Origin of the sequence: Hoeflea sp. EC-HK425, from assembly GCF_902498795.1 — a bacterium.
GTDB lineage: Bacteria > Pseudomonadota > Alphaproteobacteria > Rhizobiales > Rhizobiaceae > Hoeflea > Hoeflea alexandrii.
In genome coordinates this window covers 1,825,359-1,851,732 of the sequence record NZ_LR701572.1, presented here as the reverse complement: position 1 = coordinate 1,851,732, position 26,374 = coordinate 1,825,359, and the positions used below count along the sequence as shown (strand labels likewise).

Sequence of the window (26,374 nt, the reverse complement as noted above, 5' to 3'; positions counted from 1 at the left end):
GCACCAGTCTGCGATAGTTGATCAAGGGGGTTTGGGGGAATGAAAACAATGGCTTGCACCAGTCTGCATCACTTATCGCGACCCTATACGTATGGAAAACACTGCGAAAGGAAAAACTGCATACGTATAGCCCCTCAACAACTGGCGCAAGTGATGCAAGGCATTGAAATATAAATAGAATAACTATCGTCATAACTATCGCAAAGTGGTGCAAAGTGGTGCAGCCGACAAGACAGGACAAAATGCCATGAAACAGATTGCCATTATTGAGCTCCTCGAATGGGCTTACCGGCATGAACTGCCGAAGGCGGAGCGTCCTGGCGGCGGCCTCGGCGCTTCCACATCTTCATCGTGGGGCATGGTCTATGATCTCGGCATTCTCGGCACGGTCATCGATGCGTCGATCAATGCTCACGGCGTTGTGCCGGCTTACATGGATGAGGGGGATCCTCACCCGGATGCCCTTCTGGTGGGTTCGGCTGTGGCCGGGCTCGGCAACGCACGGATCTCGATATCCGAGGACTGGACACCGTTTCCCGACTGGCCTGATGAAGACGGGCTTGTTGCGGCTTGCGTGGAGCGGGTGCGTCCGCGGCTCGCCGTCATGACCGGACAGGAAATCCAGGCCATGCTGATCGCTCGCGCCGTGCTCGGCCGCAAGCCGGATTGGCGGGGTGATGAGCCGGGCCGGGCCATGGTGATGCGGGGCGGCAAGCCGGCATGGTTCGTGAAAGTTCCCGGTCAGGATGCCTTTGGAAACCCGATCGAACGGGAGGTGGATGGGTTCAATCCTCGCAGCCATCGTCCCCGCGCTGGCGCTTATCGAAAATACCGGTTGACCGAAGATGTGGCCGGATTGGCGATCGACCGGTTCCGCCGGTCTGTTTGGGCGCTGTCCGTGCGCCATGTAGCCCGAGAGGTTGCGGGACAACTTTCAAGTCATGAATTGACCGCCGAAGTCCCCACGACCGCACCGTGGACAGTAGTGATGGGCCAGCCGGTCGGGGGAGACCCCTCTCACTCTTTGTCGCTTTTTCTTTGACAGGCGGCGAAAAGTTGACAATGGTCATCTCACCCTGAAAAGGAAAGGTTCAACCCGCCTCGGCCCCCACGCCGCCGGCGGGTTTTTCATTGGGAGACCGTCAGGTGGCCGGCGCAGCACTTCACATCGATGCCAGTGACTTCCGGGCGCTCGGTGCGGCGATGCATCGCCTTCCGGCTGATCTGAAGGCCAAGGCGTTTCGCTCGGCCGTCAATCACACCGGCAAGAAGGCGCGCACCCAGATCACGAGGCTGGCTGCGAGTTATTCCGGTCTGCCTTACCGATTTGTCCGCGGTGCAGCAGCCATGCGGCTGACCGGCGACGATGTCGAGATCAAACTGCGTTCGCGCTGGATTTCGCTGGCACAACTGAGCGCGCGGCAAACCCGAAAGGGTGTGAGCGTTCGCGGACGTGGCTCCTATGCTGGGGCGTTCGTCGCCCATTCAAAGATATCCGGCGGCAATGCCGTTCTGATCCGAAAGGGAAAGAGCCGAACACCGGTTCGCGAGCTTTACGCCGCCAACCCTGCCCATGCCATGGGCGCCGACCGGCACGGTGAATTCCAGCGGATGGCCGAGGAGATTATGGATCGTGACTTCGCCGCCCGGCTTCTGCACGAGGTCGACCGCCGTCTGTCCCGCCTTGCCGCACGCTGACTGCACCGACGAGTGTGTGACACAAGCCGCAAACCTCGTGTGGGCTCGCCGGAAAAAAGGGACCGTATCCCGCCTCCAACCCAAGCGGGGCGGGACGACCCCGAAAAACTGCCAGTTTTGCAGTGGTTCTGGTTGGGTTGTCAGGTTGTCAGTGGCGTGAGCAGAGCGTTGTCAGGTTGTCATTCAGGATTTTGAGGAAGTCATGGTCGAGACAGTGATGATGACGCTGTCGGAGATCGCCGAACGCGACGGAATTTCCCGCCAGGCGATTTCGAAGACCGTGCGTGAGCTCATCGCGAAGCATGAGATCCCGGTGGAGCGGGACAGCCGCGATCGCATCGTCCGCGTGTCGGTTGCCCATATCGATCACTACCGGGGCAAGTTTCAGAACCCGGCCAAGGTCATGGCATCGCGTCCGTCCGTGAGCGGCGAGAAGCCGAAACGCGGTGACACGACTGCATCGGAGACGGACGCGGATTCCTTCGAGGAGGCCAGGCGGCGGAACGAATGGCTGCGCTACAGCCGGCTCAAGCTCGAGCATGATGAGGCGTGCGGGAAGCTGATCAGGGCCGAACTCGTTGAGGCCGCGCTCGACAGTCTCGGCCGAGAAGCCCAGGCGCTGGTCGCAAGGCTTCCAAACCACGCCGATGATCTGTCGGTGCCGTTCGCAAAGGAAGGCGTGCACGGACTTCGTCTGGCGCTCAGAGAAGTCGCGCACAAGATCAACCTGTCGATCGCCGAGAAGTTCAAGGAGATCGCCGCGGCGGCGCCGGACAAGGATGTGATCGAGGACGAAGAGGCCGGCTTGTGACGATCCATCCGGGTGCCTTGCAGCTGGTCGCGTCGCGGTTATCGGATGCGATCAGGCCGGTTCCGCCCAAGCCCTTCGTGGAGTGGCTGTCGGAAAACATCGTCCTGGTCGACGGGCCCCGCAAAGGTGAATTGTGGTCACCCCACGATGCGCCGTACCTGGTCGAAATAGCCCAGTGCCTCAGCCAGGAGCATCCCGCCAACCTCGTCACCGTGCGGAAGGCGCAACAGACCGGGGTGTCGATCCTTGCGCTCGCCTGGTGCCTCTACATCGCGGAGATTGTGCCGGACAACGTTCTTTATGGCGTTCCGGGCATCGACGCGCTCCAGGACATCAACGGTCAGAAACTGCAGCCACTGATCGACGCCTGGCAGGCGAAGACCGGCAAGAAGATCATCCTGCCGGTGACGAGCCGGTCCGGCCGCAACTCGACGACCTACGAGAAGCGGTTTCCGGGCGGTTATATTTCGCTCGCCAATGCCAACACCGTCATGGACCTGTCCATGAAGACATGCCGGTTCGGCGTGAAAGACGAGGTTTCGAAATGGGCCGAGCTGTCGAACGGAGCTGACCCGGAGACGCTGTTCTTTGGACGCTTCACCGCGTTCCGGAGGCAACGCACATACAAGATTTTCGAGCTGTCGACCCCGGAACTCGATTCGGGCGATGTACTCGGCGACGATCCGGCCCATTGCCGTATCGACCGGTCGTTCAGGCGCTCCGACCAGAGACATTGGTTTGTCGCATGCGCCGAATGTCACGAGCACTTCGTGCAATCGGACGACCACTTCCAGGTCGATCGGGCGCATCCGCACAAGAGTGTCGTAGTCTGCCCGTCCTGCGGGCACTGGATCACCGAATCCGAGCGGGTGCCAATGGTGAGAGCGGGGCATTATCGGCCAACCCAGTCCGGACCGGACAGGCATCCCGGCTTTCATGTCGATGCGTTCATGAGCCTGCTCATGAGCCTCGGCGATATTGCCGACGACAAGCTCAAGGCCGAACCACGCGGTGAGGCGGGGGCAAAGGACTATCACAACCTGGTGCGGGCCTTGCCCTACCAGATGCGGGGAAATGCTCCCGACTGGCAACGGTTGATCGAGCGCCGGGAGGACTATCCCGACGGTGTCATACCGGCCGAGGGTCTGATCTTCGTTGCCGGCGCCGATGTCCAGCACAACGGCATCTATGTCGAGTTCGTCGCTTTCGGATCCGATCGGCAATCCTGGTCGGTCCATGCGGAGTTTCTCGAGGGCGACACCGACGACAAGAACGGCGGCGCCTGGGTGAAGCTCGATCAGCTTTACCGGAAGGCCTGGCCGGATACGTTTGGCGGGCAGCGGCGACAGGAAGCGATGGCGGTCGACGCCGGCGACGGCAATCGCACCACGCAGGTGCTCGAATGGTGCCGGGAACGGCCCGACACCTACGCGATCGCCGGCAAGCATGGCCGTGGCGTTCCTGCCATCGGGGTGCCGACCAGGAAGGCGGTCCGCAAGGGTGGCAAGCGCAAGCGCATCGGTTCGACGATGCTCTGGCCGGTCGGAACATGGTCGCTGAAGGGCGAATTCTACGGCAACCTTCACCGGCTCGGATTGCGGTCCGGGGAGGTGGCGGATCCTCCCGGGTATTGCCACTTCAGCGAGGCGCGGAACGAGGAGTTTTTTCGACAGCTCACGGCCGAATACTTCGACCAGAAGATGGTCCGGGGCCGGGTGATCGAGGAATGGAAGAAGACCCGAAAGGACAACCATTTCCTCGATTGTCGGATCTACGCGATGGCGATGGCAGAGCATATGGGGCTTTCGCGGCTTACGCCGGCGGGCTGGGCTGCACTGCGGGCGCAGCTGACGCCGTCCGAGGGCAGGACCCTGTTCTCGCAGCCATCCCAGAAAATTGCCGAGGAGGCATCACGGCACGTGCAGGTGCAGGAGACGCCGACGACCGTGTCGAACAATGAACCAGCCGACAGCGTGCTGGCAAAATGGAAGAGGCGAAAGTGATGCGGGTACCGAATGTGGCGCGTGACGGCACGGTGCTGGCGCGCGGCACTGCCGTGTCAGGCGCACCGCGGCCGGTGATGCGCATGTTGCGCGACAGTCCGTCTGGCGTGCTGGCTGCCCGGTTGACACCGGTGCCGGACAGCCGGGATGAAATCCGGAGATCCTGGCGCAGGGCGGCAGCCCTGGCGCTCGACTTCATCCACAATTCCGGCCGTCTGACCGGGGCGGTCGACCAGGTGATCGCAGACACCGTTGGCTCCGAGCTCATTCTCAAGCCAGCGCCCGACTTTACGCGGCTCGGCTGGAACAAGGAGGAGGCGACGGCCTGGGCCAAGCTGGTCAAGGCCGAATGGAAGAAGTACGCCTGGAACGCACGAGAGTGCGACCACCGCGGCAAGTTTACGGTTCCGCAGCTGGTGGCCATCTCGCTTCGCTGGCACATCGCGTTTGGTGAGACCACCGGGATACTCACCCATTTCGATGCCGGCGAGCGCGCGCGCTACGGTATTTCGACCGGATCCAAGACGCTGCTCGTGCCGCCGCCGCGGCTGCTGCAGGATACGAATGTCGGCGAACGGCTTTGGCAGGGGGTGTATCACGATGCGAACGGCCGTCCGGAAGGCTACCTGTTCGAAGAGAAGCACAGCGGCTTTCCGAAGCGGGTGAGGTATCCGGCATATGATGCGAGCGGACGGCCGGTCGTCATGCATATCTTCGATCCGCTCGACGCGGACGATGTGCGCGGCATTTCGAAACTGACGCCCATCCTGAAACAGCATGCCCAGACCGAAGTCGCGCGCGAAGCGACGCTGCAGACATTGATCGTGCAGACCTTCTTCGCCGCGGTGCTGACGTCGAAGCTGCCGTCGGCGGAGGCGATCGAGTCGCTGCAGGAACTGGCCAAGGGTTCGGGCGACGGAAGCACGCTCGGCAAGTCGATCTATGACAATGTGCTGGGCCATCTCGGTGCAACCCTCGACCGGGCGTCGGAAGGTGGCGTCAGCCTGACGGGCGGCTCCCGGATCCCGGTTCTGGCGCCCGACGAGGCGCTCGAGTTCAAGCAGGCCGAGGCCCCGGGCGACAATTACCTGCCGCTCACGCAGTCGCTTGACCGCGACATGGCCAGGGCGATCGGCGTTACCTACGGCGCCTATACGATGGACCATTCGGACGCGACCTATTCGTCGGTCCGGATGGAAAACGCCTCGATCTGGCCGGTGGTGATGCGACGACGCGAGCACGTGGCAGCACCCGCCTACCAGATGATCTACGAGCAATGGCTCGACGAGATGATCGAGGTGGGCCGCGTTCCGTTCAAGGGCGGTCTTGCGAACTATCGCGCCAATCGCGACGCCGCCACCTGGGCACAGTGGCAGGGCCCGGAGAAGCCGACGGCGGACGACCTGAAATCCGAGAAGGCTGCCAGCGAGCGGATTGCCAACGGCACATCCAGCATCCCGCGTGAGGCGGAACTCAAGGGTGTGGACGCGGACGAGCTGTTCGACGAACGCAGTGCGGACCACCAGCGCTATCTCGAGGCCGGGATGCGATCTCCCTATGACCGCGATGCACCGGCGCCGGCGCAGCCGGTGGAAGTCCAGAACAACGAGTAGGGGTGCGGGATGGCAACGGTGAAAATCGATGGCGCCACCGTCGACATCAACGACCCGTGCGCACTGTTCCAGGCGCTCTATGCGGTCAAGATCCGGCGGCTTGCGGGCGAGGCCGTCGAAGAGGGGGAAATAGCCTCGCCGGTGACCCGCAGGCGGATGCGATACGCATCCATCCCAATGAGCGAACTCGACGCCGAGCTGAGCCGCCTGTCAGCGGCCTGTGACGCAAAATCGGGCAAGCGCCGCCGCGGCGCTGCCAGCTTCCACTTTTGAGGACAGATCATGGCTGCAACACTTGACGGACAGACGCTGACACTCTCGGGCTTTGTCGGAGACAACTGGTGGGGCGAGGGCTTTACCTATGACGAGGTAATGGTCGCCCTGGCGTCGGTCGAAGAAGATTCGGACCTGCTCGTGGTGATCAATTCGGGTGGCGGCTACGCAACCGATGGCGCCGCGATCCACGCTCTTCTGTCCCGCAGGGCCGGGGACACCAATGTCCTTGTCGACGGGATTGCCGCATCGGCCGCCTCGCTGATCGCCATGGCCGGCGACACGGTCACCATGTCGTCAGGTGCGATCATGATGATCCATGATCCGGCGGGCATTTCATTCGGAACATCAGCGGATCACCAGAAGGCCGTCGAGGCGCTCGAGGCGCTGGCCACCGCCTACGCGCGGGTTTACGCGGCGAAGTCCGGCAAGACCGCCGACGAGTGCCGGGAGGTGATGAAGGCGGAAACCTGGCTGACGCCGGAGCAGGCGATCGCCGAAGGTTTTGCCGATGCTGCCAATGACAACGCGGCGCCCGCCGTCGCTGCATTCGATTACCGCGCCTATGCTCATGCGCCGGATCAACTCCGCGCGGTGGCAAGCGCCAATGGATGGAGCCTGAAACAGGCCACACGCAAACCGCCGGCGGCATCCGCCACGGCGCCAACCGGTCACCAGAAGGAGAACCCCAACATGACCGACAAGCCGAAGGCGGATACCAAGCCCGCCAACACCGATGAAGCCACCGCCAACGCGGTTCGGGAAGCCGTGAAGGCCGACCGCTCACGGCATGCGGAAATCATGGCTCTTGACGAGGCGAAAGGCCGCGAGGCGCTCGCCGCACATCTTCATGCAACCACGGAAATGTCGGTGGACGAGGTCAAGGCGGTTCTCGCCTCCGCCCCAGCTGCCGCAGCCGCCGACGCCGAGGAAGAAGATAAGCCTTCTGCAGCGGCCTACGACAAGTCCCGCGCAGCCGCCGGGGCGGGTCTTGCAGCGCCGGGAGGAGGCCAGAAGGCCGAAAGCGGACTTTCCAAGCTCATCACCGCCAGGGTCGAGCGCAAGCGCGCCTGAACGGTCTCATTCACAATCCCATAGTCCGCATCGCCCGCAAGCAGGCGTGATGCCGGTCAACAGGAGTAAATCCCATGATGCCCTATTATTCCCATGCTGCGCCGGTCCGCGAGAGTGACCTTCTCAAGCAGGAATACGACCCGCAGTTCTGCCGCGAAAACTACACGCTCAAGGCCGGTTCGGGCTCCGAACGCAAGGTCGTTCTCGGCACGCCGCTGATGCTGGATGTCGCCACTGCAAACCTGGCGGCAACGGCAGCGGCGGTCGCGGGTAACACCGGCAACGGCACCATCGCCCTCGCGGATCCGTTCTACACGACTGTCAAGGCGGTTCAGGAGGGCCGGTATACGTTGCGCTGCACAACCGGCGGGGCCGACTCCGCTTCGAAGTTCCAGGTCGAGGGGCCGGATGGAAAGACCGTCGGCGAAGCGACCGGCGGCGCGGCTTTCGCCAAGCAGGTCAAGTTCACGATCACCGGCGGTGGAACCGACTTCGTCGTGGGCGACAGCTTCGTGATCGATGTCGCCATCGACCAGGAAGATCCGTCCAACACCCGCGTCGCCTGGGTTCCGGGCGATGGCGACATCATCGGCCTGTCTCTCCGCAACACCACGGCCCCCGATGGGGTTGCCGTCGACGGGCTGTCACTCGATCGCGGACCTGCCATCCTTTCCGCGGACAAGATCGTCTGGCCCGACGGCATCACCGCTACCGAGAAGGCTGCGGGCATCGAAACGCTGAAGCAGCTCAACATCATCCAGCGCTGATCAAACAGGGTGCGGCTTCTCTCCGCGCCCTTGCCATCCACCCATTGACGAGCGTGGCGTGTCGCCGCGCCGCAGGAGACACTCATGTTCGACTATCTCTACACCAGCACGGACCTGACCCAAGAGGTCAACCGTCTTCCCAACGAGTTCGGGCTTCTGAACGCCCTCAACCTGTTCCCGATCGAGACGCTCGGCGCCCGCTTCGTGCGGGTGGACTACCGCAATGGCCAGATCTACGTTCTTTCCGCCCAGGAGCCCGGCGCGCCCGGATCTGTCGGCGGGACGGACGCGGATGAGGGTGGCGTGATCCTGCAGATCCCGCACTTCCCGCACCTCGAACGGATCGCGGTCGGCGATGTGGACGGGCTGCTGCAGGTCTTCAACGGCCAGGTTGATCAGCGCTCGGTCGACCGCGAGACCGCTCGCAAGCTCGATCTCATCCGCCGCAACCATTCGATCACCCTCGAATACATCCGCCTCGGCGCGCTGAAGGGCCTGATAAAGGATGGCCGCGGCAAGACGCTTTACGATCTCTACACGGTCTTCGGGATTACCAAGAAGGAGGTGGACTTCGTTCTCGGCACGGCCGGGACCGATGTCCGGGCGAAGTGCGAGGAAGTGATCGATCACACGATGACCAACCTGAAGGGCGAGACCAGTGCGGGCGTCGAAGCCGTGGTGGATTCGAAGTTCTTCGGCAAGCTCATCACCCATCCGAACGTCGAGAAGTTTTGGCTCAATGCCCAGAACTCGAGCGAGCACAAGCAGCTCAATCGCGAAAACCGCGCCGGCAACTGGGGCCGCGCCTTCGAGTTCGGCGACATCGTATGGCGCGAGTACAAGGGCGGCCTGCCGGTTCGCGCCGCCAATGGAGCGATCACGACCGAGAAGAACGTCGCCGACAATTCCGGCACCGCCTATCCGACCGGGACCCAGTCGATGATGCGGACCTTCGAGGCTCCGGTGCACCATATGGATCTCGTCAATCAGGAGCCCGACGCCGACACGATCTACATTTCGGTCGAGTCGCTGAAGCACGGCAAGGGGGTTGAACTGGAATCCCAGACCAACCGCTTGGCGGTGAACAAGCAGCCGGAGTGCGTTGTACAGGTCAAGACCTCGAACTGACCCCAGGCCGATGAGCAACTGGACCGATATGGAGCGCCGTCTCGAGACTGACGCGGCGGCGCTCTTTGACACCGTTGAGGTTGAGGCAATCGCCCGCAAGGGCGGCACGACGGTCAATCACCGCCGGGAAGCCGATCCGGCCCGGGCGAGTTTTCCGTTTCCGGGATCCGTCGAATTTAATCCGCCGCCGCTGCGCAACGAACAGTTCATGCAGGCCGGAAAGACCGGGCCGGCCAACGTAGCGTTCGACGCGGTGATTACCGCTCATGATGACGGTACATGGCCATGGCTGCCGAAAAGGGGCGACCATCTTGTGGCCGACACCGTGATCTATGAGATTGCCGATATTCACCGCGACGGCTCTTCCCGGCGCGTTTTCTACATCAACAAGGCGAAGCCATGACGCTGACCGCTGAAGCCGTGCGATTGGCCGCCATGGAAGTGTTGCTGCCGACCGGAGCGACAGATGCGTTCCCGACGCTTGCCCGCGCCATGGTGTTTGACAGTCGACAGGCGAGCGTTGCCGACATCGACAATCTGGCGTCCGGAGATCTGCCATATACGCCTGTGCTGGCACTTTATACGGAAGACTCGACGGTCGAAGCGCGCGGCGCAGCGGCGGATGTGCGCGACAACTATTGCCAGATGACGCTGGAGATCGTCGGGGAACTGGCTGTGATCGCCCGCGACGAAGACATCGGCGCGACTTATGTCGATGCGGTGGCGGGAAGCGACCCCGAGGCGCGGTTGGTGCTGTCGGCGATGATGGCACAGGTGCGCAAGGAGTTGCTCTATTCTGAGCGAGGGCGTTTGTTTCGACGGATCGCCACGCATTGCGACAAGATCGAGCAGGAGAGCCACACGGTGCCGGAGCTTGGCTTACGGTTCCAGCGGGAATTCATGCGAATGACACTGACCATCGCCGATGACGAACTGAGCGACGAAGCCGGGCTGACTGGCCGGATCAAAACACTATACGACGCGCTGCCAGCGGGATCCTATGCCAAGGCGAAACTGACCGTGCTCGCGACGCACCTTGCCGGCGAGACCCGAACGAACCTGACGGAGCTCACCGTTGATCCCAGCGCGGGTCCGGCGGCTGGCGCAACACTGGAGTAGGAACATGCAACGTTACAAACCAGCCGAGGGCGCTCCATTGCTGCGCACCACGGACGGCGAAGCCTTCCCGGAAGCGGGCAAGATGATCGACCCGGCAAACCGCTATTACGCTCGGCTGATCAGCGAAGGCGCTCTTGAGCTCACGGCGGACGACGAGCCTCAATCGAAACCCAGACCCAGCAAACCGGCGGCGGCGGCCGCATCCAACAAGGAGACGCGGAAATGACCGTACCTGCAAACCTCGTGGCCCCCCTGTTCGCGTTCTCGGTGGAGAGCGGCGGCCAGTTCGAAGATCTGGCGCCGGTCATCCTGTATGGCCACAAGACATCGGCCGGTTCGATGTCGGACAATGTCAAGGTGTCCTGCGCTTCTCGCTCCCAGGCCCGCGCGCTGGCCGGCAAGGGCTCGATGCTCGAGCAGATGGTCAACGTGTTCCGCAAGAATGCGCCAACACACCCGCTCTTCATCGTCTCTATCCCGGCCTCCGGGACCGCAGAGATTCGCACCATCACGGTGGGCACGGTGCCTGCCGCCGGCGGCACCGGTGTGATCAATATCATGGGCGAACTGGTTTCGATCTCGATTGCTGCCGGCGACAGCGCCAACACGGTGGCCGCGGCGATCAACGCCGCGATCAACGCCTATGACAATCCGCAGAGTGGCCACGCTCTGCCCTACACCTCGACGGTGGCCACCAACGTGGTCACCATCACGGCGCGCCACGCCGGGGCCTATGCGGCGGAAATCGGGGTAAGCGTTCCGGTGCTCGACGGCACCAACGCTCTGACTGGCGTACTGACCATTGCGGAGGGAACGGCGGGCGCCGGCACACCTGACACGTCTTCGGCGAACGCGGCGATCGAGGAAGATGACTGGTCGTTCCTGGTCTCGGCCTTCGGCGACGCCACCAATGTGGGCAAGTACGACACGCTTCTTTCGGAAGCGTCGGGCCGCTGGTCCTATGCCAACCAGAAATTCGGCATCGCCTATTATCCGAAGCGCGACAGCCAGTCGAACCTGATTTCCTACGGCGAGGGCAAGGACACCTGGAAGCTTTGCGCGGTGCCGACCTTTGCCTCGGGCGGTCATTCCGAGCCGGGGTATCTGTGGGTGGCAGCGATGATCGGGCGCGTGGCGCCGTGGCTCGCCGGTGGCGCGACGGGCGATGTGAACCGCAACCAGACCGGCCTCGTGGTCGAGGGAATCAGCGCGCCGTCGGATGGGGCCTACTGGCCGGATCTCGCGACCCGGAACGCGTTTCTCGCTGCAGGGCTTTCTTCTTGGAGCGTCAACGGCAATGGCCGGGTGGCGGTAGACAAGATCATTACGCATGCCCGCACCACTGCGGGCGTACCCGACACCACGTTCCGCGATATCCAGAAGCCGCATGCGCTGATGTATTCGCTGCGCTACATGCTGGCGCAGCTGGCGTTCGAGCATTCCAACAAGGTGATTGCCGACGACAACCCCGGTAATGTCGGCTCGGTTTCGACGCCGAAGGACATCGAGGCCACGTGCTACCATGCCTATGTGGATCTTGAGCTGCGCGGGGTTCTGGAGAACTCGGCCACAGCACTCAAGGATCTCACGGTCACCCGCAACGGTGACAATCCGAACCGGGTTGATGCGGTGGTGCCGATGGACTTCACCAATCCGCTCGACATCTTCTCGGGGCTGGCGCGCGTCTACTCCCAGTTTCGCTGACCGAACTTGAACCGGGCGAGATAGCGCCCGGTTGACCCGATTCCAAACAAAGGATCCTGAAAATGGCTGGTAAAGATTATGGCGGTCAGATCCGCCTTCGGCTTTCAAATGGCGAAACCTTTTCGCTGCGTGGCACCATGACGCTGATGACGGCTGGCCGTTCCGTCGAGGCTGTCGTGAACCAGGACCGGTCGACCGACCGGGTTTCGACGCTCACGCCCTATGCCTTCGAAATGTCGTTTGCCGACAAGGGGCAGAACATGCAGGCGCTGATGACAGCCGACCGGTTCGACGCGACGTTCATCGAGGATGACACCGGTGTGTCGCACTATTACACGCGCGCATTCTTCACCGGTGAGCCGTCGATCAATCGCATGAACGGCGAAGTCACCGGCATGGCGGGCGCTGCGGAAACCTACGTCCAGAAGGGCTGATCCATGTCCGGTGAAAAGACCATCCGGCTGTCGCGTCGCTACGAGGCGCACGGCCGGGCTTTCGACAGCCTCACCTTCCGCGAGCCGAAGATGGCGGATTTCGAGGCGGTCGGCGAGATTGCGGAATATCAGCCGGCACCTGAAGGCGGGATGCTGATCATAAATCATGACGATCGGGTGTGGCGATACCGCGACCGGTTGCTCAAACGCGGAGACGATCTGCCGTCTGCTGCGGATCTTGGCGATCTCGATCTGGCCGACGCGATCGCAGTGAAAGAGGCGATCACCGGTTTTTTTACCCGGGCGAGGGCAAAGCCGCTCGCCGCGCCGCCGACCTGCTGATCTTCAGGTTCGGCCTTTCCTTTGAAAGCGTGATGGCGATGACGCCATCGCAATGTGTCTCCTGGGCCGTTCGCGGTTTTGAAGCTGGAAGCAAACCATGAGCAACCGCACGATTGAAGCCATTGTCCGGCTGTCGGCGAAGCTTGGGCCTATGGCGGCTTTCGGCCAGTTGGGCTCCAAGCTTGCGGACGTGAACCGGAAGGCCGCGGCGGTCTTCAGAAACCAAACGATGATCGCCAAGAGCTCAAATGCGGCCACCGCAGCGTTGATGCGCTATGCCGCGCCTGCAGCGATCACCTATGGTGCGGTGTCGGCTGGCCGGGCCTTCGCGACAATCGAGAGGCGTTTGGAGCGCATCGGTATCAACGCCGACGCCAGTTCGGCTCAGATGCAGACGGCATTCCAACAGATGCGCACGATCGCCGATGATGTGAATGCCCCGGTTGATAATGTTGTCTCCGGGCTGGAATCGCTGATTGCTTCCGGCAAGCCCCTCGATGAGGCGATGTCACTTCTGCCGAAAGTCGCAGCCGCCGCCCAAGCTTCGGATTCTGAATTCGCTGCAATGGCGACAACAGCGGATGCAATCACCGGTTCGTTTGGGATAGCTGCCGACCAGATGGGTGTCGCCTTCGACATCATTGCCAAGGCGGGTAAGGCCGGCAAGTTCGAGTTGAAGGACATGGCTGCGGAGTTGCCGTCACTGGCCCCGGCCTTCGCTGCGTTGGGATATCGGGGTGAAGAAGGCCTCAAGAAGCTTGCGGCGGCGCTGCAGGTTGTTCGAATGGAAACCGGCACATCGGGCGAAGCGGCGACATCCTTCATGGATGTGCTTACGAAGATGAACTCGGTAACCGTCTCCAACAACTTCAAGAAACAGTTCGGCATTAACATCAGAAGGGAAATGGAGAAAGCCAAGAAGGCCGGCGAAGATACGCTCATGGCTTTCATCCGGCTTTCAAAGGAGGCAATCGACGGCGACCTTTCGAAGATTCCGCTTCTGTTCACTGACAAACAAATGCAAATCGCGATGAGGGCGCTGATCAACCGGACTGGCGAGTACACATCCCAGCTTAATGCTCTCGGCAATGCGGCGGGGACGGTGCAGGGCGACATCGATCGGTTGGCGACAAATACCCAGGCGAGCATTGATAAGATGGCGAACTCCTGGGACCGGTTGAAGACGAGCATCGGTGGCGCGATCGCGCCAACGGCAAGCGCCGGGATGGATTCCGTGTCCAATACGATCGAAAATCAGGCCGCAATGGATCGCGGCTTCGCAAAGATGGGCATGGGGTTCTTTGAAAGCCGCTTCTGGTCAATGATGAATGCAGGCAACCCGGAGGCCTTGAAAAGTGTTTTCTGGTTGGGCGGCGGAAGAACCGAATGGGACAAGACGAGAATCGCTGGTTACCGGCAGGGCGCCGATGCGCGCCTCGGAGCAGATACCCCGAACCTGCCGGATGGTGTTCCCTATCAGGAAAGGGGTTTGCCTGAAACCGGCCCGGTGATCCGGACGCGGGATGGAAAGCTGCTATCCGTTTTCGAAGCCGCTGCCGCATCGGCGCCGGTTCCTGCGGTCAGACCGTCCGAGTTTGAGATGGAGTTGGCGAGGCAGGAGGCTGCGCGCGCCCGTAGTGATGTGCGAACAGAGGCTTATGTCGCGGGGCGTACCCCCTTAGCTGTGCCCGCTGATGCAGACGGCAATATTTCGCTGCGCCCCAATCAGCGCGTGGATGAACTAGAGGGCTTATTAGAGAAAATAGATCAGGCTGGGTCGCAATCAGGAGCGGACCTGGCTCAGGGTGGCAGGGATGCGGCTGAAGCGGTGAAAGCGTCTGGTGACGATATCGCGCGAGGCGGGCAGGATGCTGCGGCGGCCATTCGTGATGCTGGTACATCAATCGCTGCCCAGATCCGTGCCGCCATCAGTGGTGCCTTTGGGTCGGGTTCATCCGCGCCCGTTTCCGGCAATCGCGGCCGCACCATGCCGCAGGCCGGGCAAGCCGGAAGGGCACAATAGAGATGGCGATGCGCGACTGGTCAAAGACGTTGCGGCGGGCGTCGTTTCGCGGCGTGCCGTTCTGGGTCGATGTGGAAGAGCCGGAAGTAGGTCGCCGCGTGGTGGCGCATGAGATCTCCGGCGGCGACGCTTCGCTGACCGAAGACATGGGCGCCCGGACGAAGACGATCTTTGTCGAGGCCTATGTGGCGGGCGACCTGGCAGACGTGGCGGGCCATGCGTTGGAGCAGGCTTGTGGTGCGCCTGGTGCATCGTTGTTGATCCTGCCGATGGATGCGGGCGAGGCGGCGCATTGCCTGTCCTGCTCGCGCAGCCGGCGCAAAGACAGGAACGGTTTCATCGCCTACCGCCTGGAATTCATGCGGGCGGGCGGCGGGGTGTCGTTAGCGGGCAGCGGGCTCGGGCAGTTGCGTACGGCGTTCGATGCGGGTCTCGCCGCGGCATCGGTGCTTATTGCGGCGCAATTGTGAGTGATCAGACGATGGAACAGGTTCTGACCATTATTTCTGGCCTCGCTCGTGAACTCATTCTCGATGCCGATGATCTCGCGCGCATCGATGCGCTGGCGGTAGCGGCGCAGGCCGGCGGAGGCAGCGGCGTGACGGCGCTGATGCAAATGGCGCGGCTGACTGGCGAGGCGGCTGCCGACGCTAATGCCGTGCCCGATGCGATTGACCGGTTGCAGGACGACAGCCAGCTGTGGCGGCTCGTCGCGCTGGTGGTGGTCTGCTTTGCCGCGGTGCGTGCCGAGTATCCGTCGCGGCAGGACGCTCAGGCTGCCAGGACTGCAATCAGCGCACGCGCTGATGCAGTCTACAGTGAGGCCGGCACCTTCGGGGCGGAAACCGTCGCGTGGCTGGTGTCGATGACAGGCGTCGCGACACTCTTCCTATCGCGGACTGCGGCGGAACGGGCGCCGGCGGTGCGGGTGGAAACCGGCGTGTCGTTCCCCTCGACGCTGCTCGCCTATGATCTCTATGGCGATGCGGGCCGGGCCGAGGCGCTTGTCGATCGGAACCGGGTGGCCACTTCGCTGGCCATGCCGGTCAGCTTCGAGGCTGTGGCGCCGTGACGCTGGAAACCGTTGTCTTTTCGGTCAATGGAAAGACGTTGCCGCACACATCCGCAGCGCTTGACGAGTCCGCCGAGGAGGCCGTCCGCACCGCGCAGTTCGATATCGCATGGACGGGGGCAGGCATTCCCTGCGCGCCTGATGACGAGGCGACGATCACCGTGACGGGCGCTTTGTGGGGCACTGGCTATGTGCGAGATGTTAGGCCCGGTCATGATGAGAATAGCCGGACCTATTCGGTGAGCTTCGTCTCGCGCAGCTGCGACGCCACGGAATGCTCGATCGATCACCCCACCGGCCTCAAGCGCGACGCAGATCTCGGCGATATCGCCAGGGAATTCGATGTGCTCGGCGTCGGTGTGGAGGTCAAGGCGAGAACCATTAAGAAGGCAGTGCACAAGGTTCGGCCTGGCGAGACGCTGTTCCAGACGCTTGAGACGGACGCGCGGGCGCAGGGCGTGCTGATCCATGACAGCCCGGAAGGCAAGCTTGTCCTTGCCGACAAGCCCGAGGGGCGCCATGCTGGCGCGCTTGTGCGTGGCGTCAACATCAAGGGTGCGTCAGCCAGCCTTTCTGGCGCGACGAGTTTTTCGAGCGTCAAGGTTCGCGGACAGGCGTCGATCGGGGTCAGTGCCTCGGCATTGCGGGCGGAAGCGGAGGCCAGGGGCATAGCCCGCCGGCGGCGGCCTCTGATCGTGCCGTTCGAAGGCGAGGCCACATCCGAGCGGCTCAAGAAGCGAGCGATATGGGAAGCCAAGCGGGCGAGTGGCGAGGGCGTAAGCTGCCAGATCACCGTCGCGGGTTTCCGCGACCTGGGCGGGCAATTGTGGAAAGCCAACTGGCTGGTCGAGGTCGATGACGACTGGCTGGGCATCAGCCAGGACATGGTGATCGCCTCGCTCACTCTGTCGCAGGACGGATCCGGCGGGACGACGGCGAGGCTGTCTCTCAAGGACCCGCGGGCGCTCGGCGGCGACAATCCGCGCGGCAAATCGAATTCAGCCTGGGGTGCGCCAGGCTCAACAGATGCAGATTACCGGGAAGTTTGATTGATGTTTGACGGCAACCTGACCCGGTTTCAGTTGGATGGGACGGTCGAGCACCGCGAGGGCCAGCAATTCGTGGGCGGCAACGGGTTCGCCGGCGACAGCTTCGAGCGAGTGCATCGCATCGAGCCGCATGGTTTCGCGAGCAGCCCGGTCAAGGGCGGCATTGGCGTGGCCATGTCGGCGCGCGGCAACCGAGATTCGGCCTATGTGTTCGGCGGAGAGAACCCGTCGATGCGGCCGGAAATCGCTCTGGGCGGCGCCGCGATCTACGACCATACGGGCAATATCGTCTCGGTGGTGCAGAAAGACATGAGGATCGTGCATTCGGCCAAAGTGCACATCATCGCGCCTAAGATCGTCCTCGAGGGTGAGGTCTATTTCGGCAGCGAATCCGCGGCGCGACCAGTTGCTGTAGAGGGCACTCTTGACAGTGCCGGTCATGCGCTGACCAGCAACTTCGCCGCCGGGGTGTTTGCGACATGAAAATCATCCCGCTTGCGCCGGCGACCGAGCCGCTGCTTGACCCGGACCTAGTCTGGAACGGGCAGTTTGGCGACCTCGCCACAACGGCGATCGACGACCCTATCAACCCCGGCGGGTTGCGCGCGACCCAGGCGCTGGCGACGGCCATCCTGATTTGTCTGATGACCGATGCCCGTGCCGATGAAACTGAGCTCCGCGATGGCGATATCAATCGCGGGTGGCCCGGCGACAGTTTCGATCGCGATGCCGATGAGCCGCCGCTCGGGTCCAGGCTGTGGTTGTTGCGCCGACGAGCGCTCACGCCTGATGTTGAGATCCTCGCCGAGGATTACACGCGCGCGGCCTTGCAGACACTGATCGACCAAGGCGCCGTCGCCCGTTTCGATGTGCGCGCTGCCGCGGATCGTGCGCGATCAACGCTTGTCTTGACCATCGTCGGCTACGGCCGCGACGGCAGCCAGGTTCATGACCAAAAATATGCAGTTTTGTGGGAGCAGTTGAATGGCGTTTCCGATCCGCTCGCTTGACGAGATTTCGGCCTCGGTTCGCGGGGCCATGCGGCAGTATCTGCCCGGCACCGATGCCAGCCTCAAGCAGAACGTGCTGCGGGTCATCGGCAAGGTGCAGGCGCTGCTGGCGCATGAATATGAGCTCCGCCTGAAATGGATTTTTCGGCAGTTGTTCCTGTCGACGGCCACCAGCGAAGCGATCATCCGGCTGCATTGCGCCGAGTACCGCATCCTGCAGAAGCCGGCTTCGGCTGCGGCGGGGCATGTGACCGGCGCCGGCCAGGCAAATGTCACCTACCCGGCCGGCGTTCGGTTTGTGTCCGCTGGCGTCACTTACGTGACGACGGCGGCGTTCACCGCCAATGCGGTCGGCGGATTCACTGCCAACGTGCAGGCTGAAAGCGCCGGCGCCGCGACCAACCGGGACGCCTCGGCCGAGTTGCTGCTCGCCGATCCCGCGCTCTATCCGACCCTGCCCGAGACGGTCTCCGTCGGAGCTGATGGTCTTGGTGGTGGCGCCGACATCGAGAGCATCGAGGATCTTCGGGCGCGCGGCCTCAAGCGGAAGGCCTCACCGCCGCAGGGCGGCGCGTTGCCTGATTATGAAAACTGGGCGCTGGATGTGCCCGGCGTGGTGAATGCCTGGGCCAAGAACTTCGCCGGCGGTTTTGGCACGATCGGTGTCTGGGTGCTGTTCAGGGGGCGGGTCAACGGGATACCGGAGCCGGCCGATCTCGCAGCGGTCGACGCCTACATCGGAAGCCTGCGGCTGGTCCGGGCGCGCTACTTCACCATGGCGCCGGTGGCGAAGCCGGTGGATCTGACGATCAGCCTGTCGCCGGATACGGCGGCCATGCGCAGCGCGGTCACCGAGGCGCTGAACAATTTCTTTGACGCGACGCGCGAAGGCACGCGGTTGCGGCCGGGTCTGCCGGATGATCCATTCACACTGCCGCGCGCATGGCTTTCGGAGGAGATCTCGACCGTTCCTGGCGAGACAAGTCATGTCTTGATCGAGCCTGCTGCCGCTCCGGTGTTCCAGCCCGGTGAGTTGCCGGTGCTGGGCACGATCACCTGGTCATGATGATGGCGGGGGCGTGAGGCGATGTCGACATGGTATGCAAGCACCGACTGGCCCGAGTTCTTTGCCTCGGATGGCGGACTGGTGGTCTTGGTCGACCCGGATGACGGCTTCGCCGACCCGGAGATCGATCCGCGCGATGCGCTGAGTGCGCCAACTGTCGAGGGCCTGCTTTTTTCCGGCCTGTCGCTATGGCCACGGGGTGCTGCCTGGGGGACGCCCGATGGTGCGGCGCCTGGCACGTCGACCGTGATTGCCAAGCTTACGCGTGCGCTGCTCTCGCCGTTCGTCGATCTCTATGTCAAGGCCTGGCGGCTCATCGAGGAGTCTCGCTCGGCTTCGCTTGTCGACAGCCTCGATGAGTGGGAATCGGATTTCGGTCTCCCTGGCCTGTGCGGCGGCTTCACCCAGACCGACGCCGCGCGGATAGCCACGCTGCGAGCGCGCGTGGCTCGGCTTGCCACGATCACGCCGGCCGACGTGATACGGCTTGCGGCGCGGCTGGGCTATGTCGTGGGGCTCGAGGAGCCCGATGCTTTCCTGGCGGGCGAGGGGGCGTGTCTCGGGCTTGGTGAGGTATCCGGCTCGGCCCTTGAACAGCAATGGGTTGTCCTGGTGCGCGATGCGCCATCAAGCCAGTTCGAGACGGGTATTGGTGAGACCGGTGTGACCCGTCTTCTGGATTTCGACCACGACGTTCTTGAATGCGAGATCCGCCGCATCGCACCGGCCTGGACGGTCGTTGTCTTCAATTATGCCGAACAGCCGATCGGACCTTACCTCGTCACGGAGACGGGCGCCAACATCGTCACCGAAACCGGCAAGAAACTGGTGCTGCCGGTTCTCGCCTCATCCCTTTCAACATGACGGAGACAATCCGATGAAGTATATCCAGCCGGCCGGCGAAGCCGCCGACGCGTCCTATGTGGACGGAAATCGAAGCGCAGGCACCAAGGGCTCCGTGGTTCCCGCCGCCGCGATCGAGCATCCGCAGCGCGAAATCCAGGAGGTCATCAGCTTTTTCGGGTTGACGCCTTCGGGCACTGATCTCGCGCAGCTGCGCAAGGCAATTGAGGCCGCGATCCTGGCTGCAACGGGTGGGGGCGACACCTCGCAGTATGTGCTGATCACCCAGGCCCGTGCCCGCCTGCCGATCTTTCCGGAGATCCAGAGCGCCGACGGCAAGATGAACGTGACGAGCCCCTCGGCCGGCACGGTGCAGGTGCCGAGCGCGGTCAGCTTCCAGCATCGCGGGATCTATCCGGTCTCGACCAGCGACTATATCGAGGATGACCGGACTTTCACGACGCTCGCCAACAAGACCTATCATCTGCGCTGGAACCCAACCGATGGTTTCAGCCTCGAGGATCTCGCCGACTCCGGCTATAACCCCTCCGTGCTTGCGGAGAGCAATGTCGCCTTCGACAGCGCCTATGACGACATGCTGGTTGCCCGCGTTGTCACCGACGCGTCGAACGTGGCAACCATCACCAACCTGGTCAACAAGAACAAGGTTCTGCTCTCGTTTGTAAAAACTGGATCAGCCGGAGCACTAGACGGGGTATATTCGTCGACATTTTCCGCATCGGAGGCGGTGAGCCTTGCCAGAACGCCGATCGCCATGTTCTCCGGCTCGGTTGCAACCTCGGGGGTAACCGGTCCTGGCGGCCTTGAATATGCAAACTCGATCACCAGCAGAATTGTTACGAGGTATTCAGTAGGGGCGTCTGTCACCTCGAACTGGAATGAAACTCAAGGAGTGCCGGTGGGGCTGACCGGAATTCTCGAATTTACCGTTATGGCGTGAGGGTGGGAGATGACTGAGGAAACACAGATCAAGGATCTGCCGCCAGTTGCCGCTGCGGAGCTGGCGGACATGTTTCTCGTGCAGCGTTCCGGCCTGATGAAGCGGATCAGTGGGCAACAGTTGGCAGATCTGTTCATCGCAACAATATCGGTTGGTGCACCTGAGGCGCTTGATGCATGGCTGGAGCTTGTCGGACAAATTGAGGACAATGAAGATTCGTTATCTGCACTCGTGTCAGCCTTGGCAACGAAAGCTGACTCGGCTGCGCTGGCTCTAAAGCAAGACATAGCCGGGTTGTCTTTCGGGCAATGCCGCCTGTCACTGTCCGGCGGCAATTTGGTCTTGTCCCGATTTAACGGGCGCTTGTTGACGATTGACGGGGCGCATGAAGACATACCGTCTGCGGGGGTAAGCCTTGCTGCTGCTGGCCTGACCCCCTCAACGCTTTATTACATCTATGCCTACATGAACGTCGGAACGATGACGCTTGAAGCGTCAACGACAGCCCATGCAGCTGATCCTGAAACCGGCGTCAAGATTAAGTCAGGCGATGCAACCAGAACGCTGGTCGGCATGGCCAGACCCATCACTGGTCCGGCATTTGAAGACAGTTTCGCGAAGCGGTTTGTCCGGTCCTGGTTCAACCGACGGGCGTTGTCGCTTCGCGGTGTCTTCGGCGGCGTCAGGTCCACGGCAAGTCTTTCCTGGATTGAAATCAACCCGGAAATCCGAGTGGAGTTTCTGATTTGGGCTGATGAGGCGGTGGACCTCGGGCTGCACGCGTCGACTCTCGTCAGCGCTTCCGGGGTGCGCATGGGAACGGCGCTGACCTTGGATGGTGTCGGGATCAGTTCTGCATGGGTAATGGAAACGGTCTTCGACGGAACCGGTGCCTACCCAGTGCCTCTCCGTAGGTCCGAATCGGGACTTTCCGAGGGATATCATTTTGCCACGCTTGCAGGCATCGTTTCATCAGGAACCGGCAGTTGGCGCGACGGCATCACAGCTGCGTCCCGTGCCGCAATTACTGGAACAATTCACACGGGAGGCGAGTGATGTTCGGTCCAACTTTTGGCGACGAGTTGGCTGCAGCCGGCCTTAATGGTTTGCCGATTTCGTGGGGAGACGACGGGACCGTGTTTGGGCGCGAGCACTTGTCCCAAGAGCAGGTGAACACTCTCAACTTGGTCATCGCGGCCCATGATCCGAACGCTGAAACGGCTTCTATGTATCCGCTCAACCGGTTTCAGTTCGAGGGCATGTTGTTGGCCATGGGGGTGACCTTCGCTCAGATCGAAACGGCGATCGAGGCAACTGCCATGACAGCCATGGAGAAAGCCTTCGCTATTTCACGGGTGCGCAATGCCGGCACCTATAACCGTGATCATCCTCTAATCCCAATGCTGATGCCAGCTTTTGACCTTACGGAAGAAGCTGTCGATGCGGCGTGGCTTGCCGCCAAAGACGTTCGCTAACGCACACCCCATCCGAGGACATTTCCATGACATTTGAACAGTGGCTGCAAAGCCGACTGACGGCACACGGCTATCCGTGCGGCCTGATTGACGGTGATATCGGGGACAAGACCATTGCGGCGCTTACGGCGTTCCAGCGCGGGCAGGGCGTACCAGTCTCGGGAATGGCTGACCAATTGACGATCGAAGCCTTGCGGCGCAGCGCGAGCAACGGCCCAGGTTATCCGGAGCGCCCCGCGAGCTCGGCTGCCGGAAAGCCAAGTGTAGCAGGACCGTGGCCGCACCAGAGGGACGTCGAGCGGTTTTATGGGCCTGTCGGCACGTCGCAGGGGCGGCTCGATCTTCCTTTCCCCATGAAGCTCGCTTGGGACAAGCGCCGGATTGTAACCCGCATAACCCTGCACACGAAGGTCGTCGAGAGTGCCCGCCGCGCGTTTGCCGAGATTGCGGACACCTACAGCGACAAGGAGCGCCGGGATCTTGGCATCGACGTCTTCAGTGGGTCGCTCAACGTGAGGCGCATGCGCGGCGGTTCCCGCTACTCGATGCACGCCTGGGGTATCGCGATCGATTTCGACAATCAACGAAACGGATTGCACGTCAAGGCTCCCAAAGCCCGGCTATCGCATGCCGATGCGGTCCCCTTCTGGCAGGCATGGGAACGGGCAGGCTGGGTGTCACTCGGCCGCGAACGGAACTTCGACTGGATGCATGTCCAGGCAGCAAGGCTCTGATCATGCTGGTCCATGTTCTCAGGTTCCTCGGCGTTGCACCTCGCATCGCCGGCAAGAGTGGCAAGCGCGAAGCGGCATGGCTGGTATTCGGCTGTGCCGTGGCTCTGACGTTGGCCGCCATGTGGGTGGGCGTCGAGATGGTGAGCGCGATGACCGCCGTGCTGATGGTCATCTGGCCCGCCGCGCTGGGTCTACTGGGCGCGGCCTACAAGCTCGAATTCGACAAGGTGAAAACTGATCGGGCGGCAGTTGTGCCGGATGGCTGGCCCGAAGATATCGCGCCGCCTGAGCGTCAGGGCGGGGAATGTTAATGCTGATCCTTCTCACCCTCCTGAAATGGGGCCTTCCTGCACTCATTTTTGTGGCGCCCATAGCCGCTTCAGCCTGGTTTCCGCCGGCACGCCGCGTGCTGATGTTTGCTCTGCCTATCCCGCTCTTCGTCATTGCCGCTGCCGGCGCGTGGCTTTGGCTCAACCAGGAGAGCGCGGTTCTTCGGGCGGTTCACGAGCGGATGACCGAAATGGTGGCCGGCGCCGAGATCGCGACGCTCGAGGCAAAGCTCGATGCCGAAGAGAAGATCAGCGCGGCCCGCGGGCAGGTCGCGGCGGAAGCCAATCGCCGCCTGATGGCCGAGATCAATGCCCGGGTGAACCTCTCGCGGCGGCTGGCCGCCATTCAGACAGAAAACGAGATCCTCAATGACGACCTGGCAGATCTGCTTTCGTACCCTGTTCCCAGGGATTGTGCTGTTGATCCTGATCTTCTTGACCGGTTGCGCGCCAAGTAGGTTCATCGCAGCCGAGCGGGAGAGGGCGAGCGCCGGTCAGGTGGATCGTGCGCTCGCTGTCGCGGAAACGGCGAAGGCGATCGGGCAGAGCCTGCCCTCATATCCGGAAGCCTGCCGTCGCACCCATCGATCGGCCGTCTCGCAAGGAGACCGGCTTGATGCCGCGCTCGTGAAGACGGACCGGGCCTTGTCCCGGGCCAACGGTCAAATCCGGGAATGCGCCGGATGGTACGACGAACTCAGAGCAGGCATTGAAAGCGGGGTGCAATGATCGACTTCCTCCATGTCTCCCGATCATTCCGGAAGACGTTCGCCGTGCGTGCATCCGAGTGGGCTCTGGCCATCATGCTGGTCAACTGGTCGCTAGTGCTGTTTGCTAATCCGGAGCTCTTCGCTGACCGGGAAAGCTATGCGCCGCTGCAGGATATTATGCGGCAGGAGACATGGGCATTGGTCTGTTTCGCAGCGGGGGCGGGCCGCCTGATTGTTCTGATGATCAATGGGGCTTGGCGACGATCGCCGCATCTGAGGGCTGCGGGCGCATTCATTGCCTGTTTCTTCTGGTCTCAGATCACGCTGGGCTTTGCGCAGTCGGAGATATGGGGCACCGGCATGGCCATCTACCCCGTGCTGTTTGCGCTCGATGCCTACAACGTATTTCGTGCAATCACAGACGCCGCCATTATCGATAATCACTTCAATAGGGCGGTGTCGGATGGACCAGCTAACCCCTGAGTTTCTGGTGACGCTGCTGACCGGCGCAGTCTTCGGCCTGGCGGCGATAGGCCAGTATTTTCGCACCAAGAACCAGATGCCGTCGCAGGCAATCTCCAGAGACGCCCAGTTTCACGATGCTCGGCATGCAGATGAAACCCTGAGGTGTCTGGAGCGCATTGCAGCTGCTGTCGAGAAGATAGCCGCCTCGGCCGACACCATCGCCGACAAGCGCCAGAGCGACATCCAGGACACGCTCCACAAGATCGCGGAGCACATGAAACAATCCTGATCCGCTGCCGGGGCGGTCATCCCGGTTCAACCAAAAGGAAGAAGACCATGTCAAAGGTACGCGCGAAGTTCTTCGTCAAGCAGATCATCAACCACCACAACGGTGACCCGAAGGCTGACCAGGCGGGCGAGGTGGTGCTTGGCCCGGTCTACGATGACGCCAACAAGCTTTGGTCGAAATGGACGCCGCAGGGCGAAATCAAGATGACCATCACCAACCCCGCCGCGCTCGAAGCCTTCGAGTTGGGCGGGCAGTATTTCGTGGATTTCACTCCGGCATAGCCTGATTGGGGACGGCGGCAGCACAAACCTGCCGTCGTTCCCGGGTGGCCAAGAGCCCTTGCAGGGGCTCATGACAGCGGGCCTATTGGCGTAGGTGATCCCGCCCGACAGCACCTGAGATACCGTCGCACCCGGGCCCTCGCGGGCATCAGCGGTGTGTCAGAAAACGGGTCTCACCACAATGACCGAACTCTTTTCCTTCACAGAAGTCCGCCCGGTCTCGCCGCCGGCGGCCTATATCGGCGGCAAGAAGCAGCTTGCGCAGCGTGTCGCCTCCATCATCGAGCAGGTCCCGCACGGCATCTATGCCGAGCCTTTCGTAGGCATGGGCGGGGTGTTTCTGCGCCGGCGCCAGGTTCCGCGCTCTGAGGTCATCAATGACCGTTCGGGCGACGTGACCACCTTGTTCCGGATCCTGCAGCGGCATTACCCGCAATTCATGGATGCGCTGAAATTCCAGATCACCAGCCGGTCGGACTTCGAGCGGTTGAACAAGGCCGATCCGTCGACGCTGACTGACCTCGAGCGGGCTGCCCGCTTCCTCTATCTGCAGCGGCTTGCCTTCGGCGGCAAGGTGAGCGGCCGCAGCTTCGGCGTCGATTACACCGGCGGCGCCCGTTTCAACGTCAATCTCCTCGGTCCGATGCTGGCCGAGATCCACGAGCGGCTCGCCGGCGTGACGATCGAGAACCTGGACTGGCAAGAGTTCATCGAGCGTTACGATCGGCCGGAGACGCTGTTCTATCTGGACCCGCCATACTTCGGCAACGAAGGCGACTATGGGCCGGGTGTCTTCAGCCGATCGGATTTTGCGCGCATGGCCAGGGTGCTGGCCGGAATCAAGGGCAGGTTCATTCTGTCGCTGAATGACCGGCCAGAGGTGCGTAATGTGTTTTCGGAGTTCCGTTTCGCGGACGTGGGGCTGACCTACACGCTGCATGGAGGCGAAGGGAGCAAGGTGGGGGAGGTTATTATTCTCGACAACAAGGAGCCCGCGGCAGTGAATCTGCCGAGGGGGTGAACAGGCGCAACCGCCTCTGGATCCTTCCCTCCATCGCTGCCACAGAGCGATGTGCTGCATACGCAAAGGTAGCGCTGTTG

The 26,374-nt window shown here is 62.2% G+C and carries 34 protein-coding genes; all 34 read left to right on the top strand.

Annotated features, from left to right (window positions below):
• Window positions 1–247: 247 nt before the first annotated feature.
• The gene (locus SPHINGO391_RS11635; RefSeq protein WP_152008989.1) at window positions 248–1,042 is read left to right on the top strand and encodes a hypothetical protein; all 795 of its coding nucleotides are present in this window, start codon (window positions 248–250) and stop codon (window positions 1,040–1,042) included.
• Between the two features lie 104 nt (window positions 1,043–1,146).
• Complete coding sequence (locus SPHINGO391_RS11630; RefSeq protein ID WP_152008988.1) at window positions 1,147–1,698, top strand: phage tail protein; 552 nt, start codon at window positions 1,147–1,149, stop codon at window positions 1,696–1,698.
• Between the two features lie 202 nt (window positions 1,699–1,900).
• Complete coding sequence (locus SPHINGO391_RS11625; protein WP_152008987.1) at window positions 1,901–2,509, top strand: helix-turn-helix domain-containing protein; 609 nt, start codon at window positions 1,901–1,903, stop codon at window positions 2,507–2,509.
• Window positions 2,506–4,512: a terminase gpA endonuclease subunit gene (locus SPHINGO391_RS11620; protein WP_152008986.1), complete on the top strand. Its 2,007-nt coding sequence runs from the start codon at window positions 2,506–2,508 to the stop codon at window positions 4,510–4,512. Before SPHINGO391_RS11625 ends, SPHINGO391_RS11620 begins: the two co-directional genes overlap by 4 nt.
• Window positions 4,512–6,125, top strand: a complete 1,614-nt coding sequence (locus tag SPHINGO391_RS11615) for a phage portal protein (protein WP_152008985.1) — start codon at window positions 4,512–4,514, stop codon at window positions 6,123–6,125. Before SPHINGO391_RS11620 ends, SPHINGO391_RS11615 begins: the two co-directional genes overlap by 1 nt.
• 9 nt (window positions 6,126–6,134) lie before the next feature.
• Window positions 6,135–6,398 carry a hypothetical protein gene (locus SPHINGO391_RS11610; protein WP_152008984.1) on the top strand — a complete coding sequence of 88 codons (264 nt, stop codon included), beginning with the start codon at window positions 6,135–6,137 and terminating at the stop codon, window positions 6,396–6,398.
• Window positions 6,399–6,407: 9 nt separating this feature from the next.
• Window positions 6,408–7,472, top strand: a complete 1,065-nt coding sequence (locus tag SPHINGO391_RS11605; RefSeq protein WP_152008983.1) for a head maturation protease, ClpP-related — start codon at window positions 6,408–6,410, stop codon at window positions 7,470–7,472.
• 74 nt (window positions 7,473–7,546) lie between these two features.
• Window positions 7,547–8,239: a head decoration protein gene (locus tag SPHINGO391_RS11600; protein WP_152008982.1), complete on the top strand. Its 693-nt coding sequence runs from the start codon at window positions 7,547–7,549 to the stop codon at window positions 8,237–8,239.
• Window positions 8,240–8,323: 84 nt separating this feature from the next.
• Window positions 8,324–9,367, top strand: a complete 1,044-nt coding sequence (locus tag SPHINGO391_RS11595; RefSeq protein ID WP_152008981.1) for a major capsid protein — start codon at window positions 8,324–8,326, stop codon at window positions 9,365–9,367.
• Between the two features lie 10 nt (window positions 9,368–9,377).
• Window positions 9,378–9,770, top strand: coding sequence for a hypothetical protein (locus SPHINGO391_RS11590; protein WP_152008980.1), 393 nt, complete (start codon window positions 9,378–9,380; stop codon window positions 9,768–9,770).
• Window positions 9,767–10,486 (top strand): hypothetical protein, encoded by a 720-nt coding sequence (locus tag SPHINGO391_RS11585; protein ID WP_152008979.1) that lies wholly within the window; start codon window positions 9,767–9,769, stop codon window positions 10,484–10,486. The genes SPHINGO391_RS11590 and SPHINGO391_RS11585 overlap by 4 nt, the downstream gene beginning before the upstream one ends.
• A gap of 4 nt (window positions 10,487–10,490) precedes the next feature.
• Entirely contained in the window at window positions 10,491–10,712 is a 222-nt protein-coding gene (locus SPHINGO391_RS11580) for a hypothetical protein (RefSeq protein WP_152008978.1), read from the top strand.
• A complete protein-coding gene (locus SPHINGO391_RS11575; RefSeq protein WP_152008977.1) occupies window positions 10,709–12,190 on the top strand; it encodes a hypothetical protein in 1,482 nt (493 codons plus the stop codon). Before SPHINGO391_RS11580 ends, SPHINGO391_RS11575 begins: the two co-directional genes overlap by 4 nt.
• A gap of 62 nt (window positions 12,191–12,252) precedes the next feature.
• Window positions 12,253–12,624 (top strand): phage tail tube protein, encoded by a 372-nt coding sequence (locus tag SPHINGO391_RS11570; protein ID WP_152008976.1) that lies wholly within the window; start codon window positions 12,253–12,255, stop codon window positions 12,622–12,624.
• Between the two features lie 3 nt (window positions 12,625–12,627).
• Window positions 12,628–12,966, top strand: coding sequence for a phage tail assembly protein (locus SPHINGO391_RS11565; protein WP_152008975.1), 339 nt, complete (start codon window positions 12,628–12,630; stop codon window positions 12,964–12,966).
• Between the two features lie 97 nt (window positions 12,967–13,063).
• A complete protein-coding gene (locus SPHINGO391_RS11560) occupies window positions 13,064–14,989 on the top strand; it encodes a phage tail tape measure protein (RefSeq protein ID WP_152008974.1) in 1,926 nt (641 codons plus the stop codon).
• Window positions 14,990–14,991: 2 nt separating this feature from the next.
• On the top strand, window positions 14,992–15,459 hold the full coding sequence (locus tag SPHINGO391_RS11555; protein WP_152008973.1) for a DNA circularization N-terminal domain-containing protein: 468 nt from the start codon (window positions 14,992–14,994) through the stop codon (window positions 15,457–15,459).
• Window positions 15,456–16,061, top strand: a complete 606-nt coding sequence (locus SPHINGO391_RS11550) for a hypothetical protein (RefSeq protein ID WP_152008972.1) — start codon at window positions 15,456–15,458, stop codon at window positions 16,059–16,061. Before SPHINGO391_RS11555 ends, SPHINGO391_RS11550 begins: the two co-directional genes overlap by 4 nt.
• Window positions 16,058–17,110: a hypothetical protein gene (locus tag SPHINGO391_RS11545; protein WP_152008971.1), complete on the top strand. Its 1,053-nt coding sequence runs from the start codon at window positions 16,058–16,060 to the stop codon at window positions 17,108–17,110. The genes SPHINGO391_RS11550 and SPHINGO391_RS11545 overlap by 4 nt, the downstream gene beginning before the upstream one ends.
• A gap of 3 nt (window positions 17,111–17,113) precedes the next feature.
• Window positions 17,114–17,593, top strand: a complete 480-nt coding sequence (locus SPHINGO391_RS11540) for a phage baseplate assembly protein (protein WP_152008970.1) — start codon at window positions 17,114–17,116, stop codon at window positions 17,591–17,593.
• Window positions 17,590–18,120 (top strand): phage GP46 family protein, encoded by a 531-nt coding sequence (locus tag SPHINGO391_RS11535; protein ID WP_152008969.1) that lies wholly within the window; start codon window positions 17,590–17,592, stop codon window positions 18,118–18,120. Before SPHINGO391_RS11540 ends, SPHINGO391_RS11535 begins: the two co-directional genes overlap by 4 nt.
• Window positions 18,095–19,186 carry a baseplate J/gp47 family protein gene (locus tag SPHINGO391_RS11530; RefSeq protein ID WP_152008968.1) on the top strand — a complete coding sequence of 364 codons (1,092 nt, stop codon included), beginning with the start codon at window positions 18,095–18,097 and terminating at the stop codon, window positions 19,184–19,186. Before SPHINGO391_RS11535 ends, SPHINGO391_RS11530 begins: the two co-directional genes overlap by 26 nt.
• Before the next feature lie 21 nt (window positions 19,187–19,207).
• Complete coding sequence (locus tag SPHINGO391_RS11525; RefSeq protein WP_152008967.1) at window positions 19,208–20,050, top strand: putative phage tail protein; 843 nt, start codon at window positions 19,208–19,210, stop codon at window positions 20,048–20,050.
• A gap of 13 nt (window positions 20,051–20,063) precedes the next feature.
• The gene (locus tag SPHINGO391_RS11520) at window positions 20,064–20,990 is read left to right on the top strand and encodes a hypothetical protein (RefSeq protein ID WP_152008966.1); all 927 of its coding nucleotides are present in this window, start codon (window positions 20,064–20,066) and stop codon (window positions 20,988–20,990) included.
• Between the two features lie 9 nt (window positions 20,991–20,999).
• The gene (locus tag SPHINGO391_RS11515; protein ID WP_152008965.1) at window positions 21,000–22,046 is read left to right on the top strand and encodes a hypothetical protein; all 1,047 of its coding nucleotides are present in this window, start codon (window positions 21,000–21,002) and stop codon (window positions 22,044–22,046) included.
• Window positions 22,046–22,465, top strand: coding sequence for a hypothetical protein (locus SPHINGO391_RS11510; RefSeq protein ID WP_152008964.1), 420 nt, complete (start codon window positions 22,046–22,048; stop codon window positions 22,463–22,465). The genes SPHINGO391_RS11515 and SPHINGO391_RS11510 overlap by 1 nt, the downstream gene beginning before the upstream one ends.
• Before the next feature lie 26 nt (window positions 22,466–22,491).
• Window positions 22,492–23,199 carry a peptidoglycan-binding protein gene (locus tag SPHINGO391_RS11505; RefSeq protein ID WP_152008963.1) on the top strand — a complete coding sequence of 236 codons (708 nt, stop codon included), beginning with the start codon at window positions 22,492–22,494 and terminating at the stop codon, window positions 23,197–23,199.
• A 2-nt stretch (window positions 23,200–23,201) separates the two neighbouring features.
• Window positions 23,202–23,510 carry a hypothetical protein gene (locus SPHINGO391_RS11500; protein ID WP_152008962.1) on the top strand — a complete coding sequence of 103 codons (309 nt, stop codon included), beginning with the start codon at window positions 23,202–23,204 and terminating at the stop codon, window positions 23,508–23,510.
• A complete protein-coding gene (locus tag SPHINGO391_RS11495; protein ID WP_152008961.1) occupies window positions 23,510–23,986 on the top strand; it encodes a hypothetical protein in 477 nt (158 codons plus the stop codon). Before SPHINGO391_RS11500 ends, SPHINGO391_RS11495 begins: the two co-directional genes overlap by 1 nt.
• The gene (locus SPHINGO391_RS11490) at window positions 23,949–24,257 is read left to right on the top strand and encodes a hypothetical protein (protein ID WP_152008960.1); all 309 of its coding nucleotides are present in this window, start codon (window positions 23,949–23,951) and stop codon (window positions 24,255–24,257) included. Before SPHINGO391_RS11495 ends, SPHINGO391_RS11490 begins: the two co-directional genes overlap by 38 nt.
• Window positions 24,254–24,721, top strand: a complete 468-nt coding sequence (locus tag SPHINGO391_RS11485) for a hypothetical protein (protein ID WP_152008959.1) — start codon at window positions 24,254–24,256, stop codon at window positions 24,719–24,721. Before SPHINGO391_RS11490 ends, SPHINGO391_RS11485 begins: the two co-directional genes overlap by 4 nt.
• Window positions 24,702–24,992 (top strand): hypothetical protein, encoded by a 291-nt coding sequence (locus SPHINGO391_RS11480; RefSeq protein WP_152008958.1) that lies wholly within the window; start codon window positions 24,702–24,704, stop codon window positions 24,990–24,992. Before SPHINGO391_RS11485 ends, SPHINGO391_RS11480 begins: the two co-directional genes overlap by 20 nt.
• A gap of 47 nt (window positions 24,993–25,039) precedes the next feature.
• Entirely contained in the window at window positions 25,040–25,273 is a 234-nt protein-coding gene (locus SPHINGO391_RS11475) for a hypothetical protein (protein ID WP_152008957.1), read from the top strand.
• Window positions 25,274–25,454: 181 nt separating this feature from the next.
• A complete protein-coding gene (locus SPHINGO391_RS11470; protein ID WP_152008956.1) occupies window positions 25,455–26,294 on the top strand; it encodes a DNA adenine methylase in 840 nt (279 codons plus the stop codon).
• Window positions 26,295–26,374 lie beyond the last annotated feature (80 nt).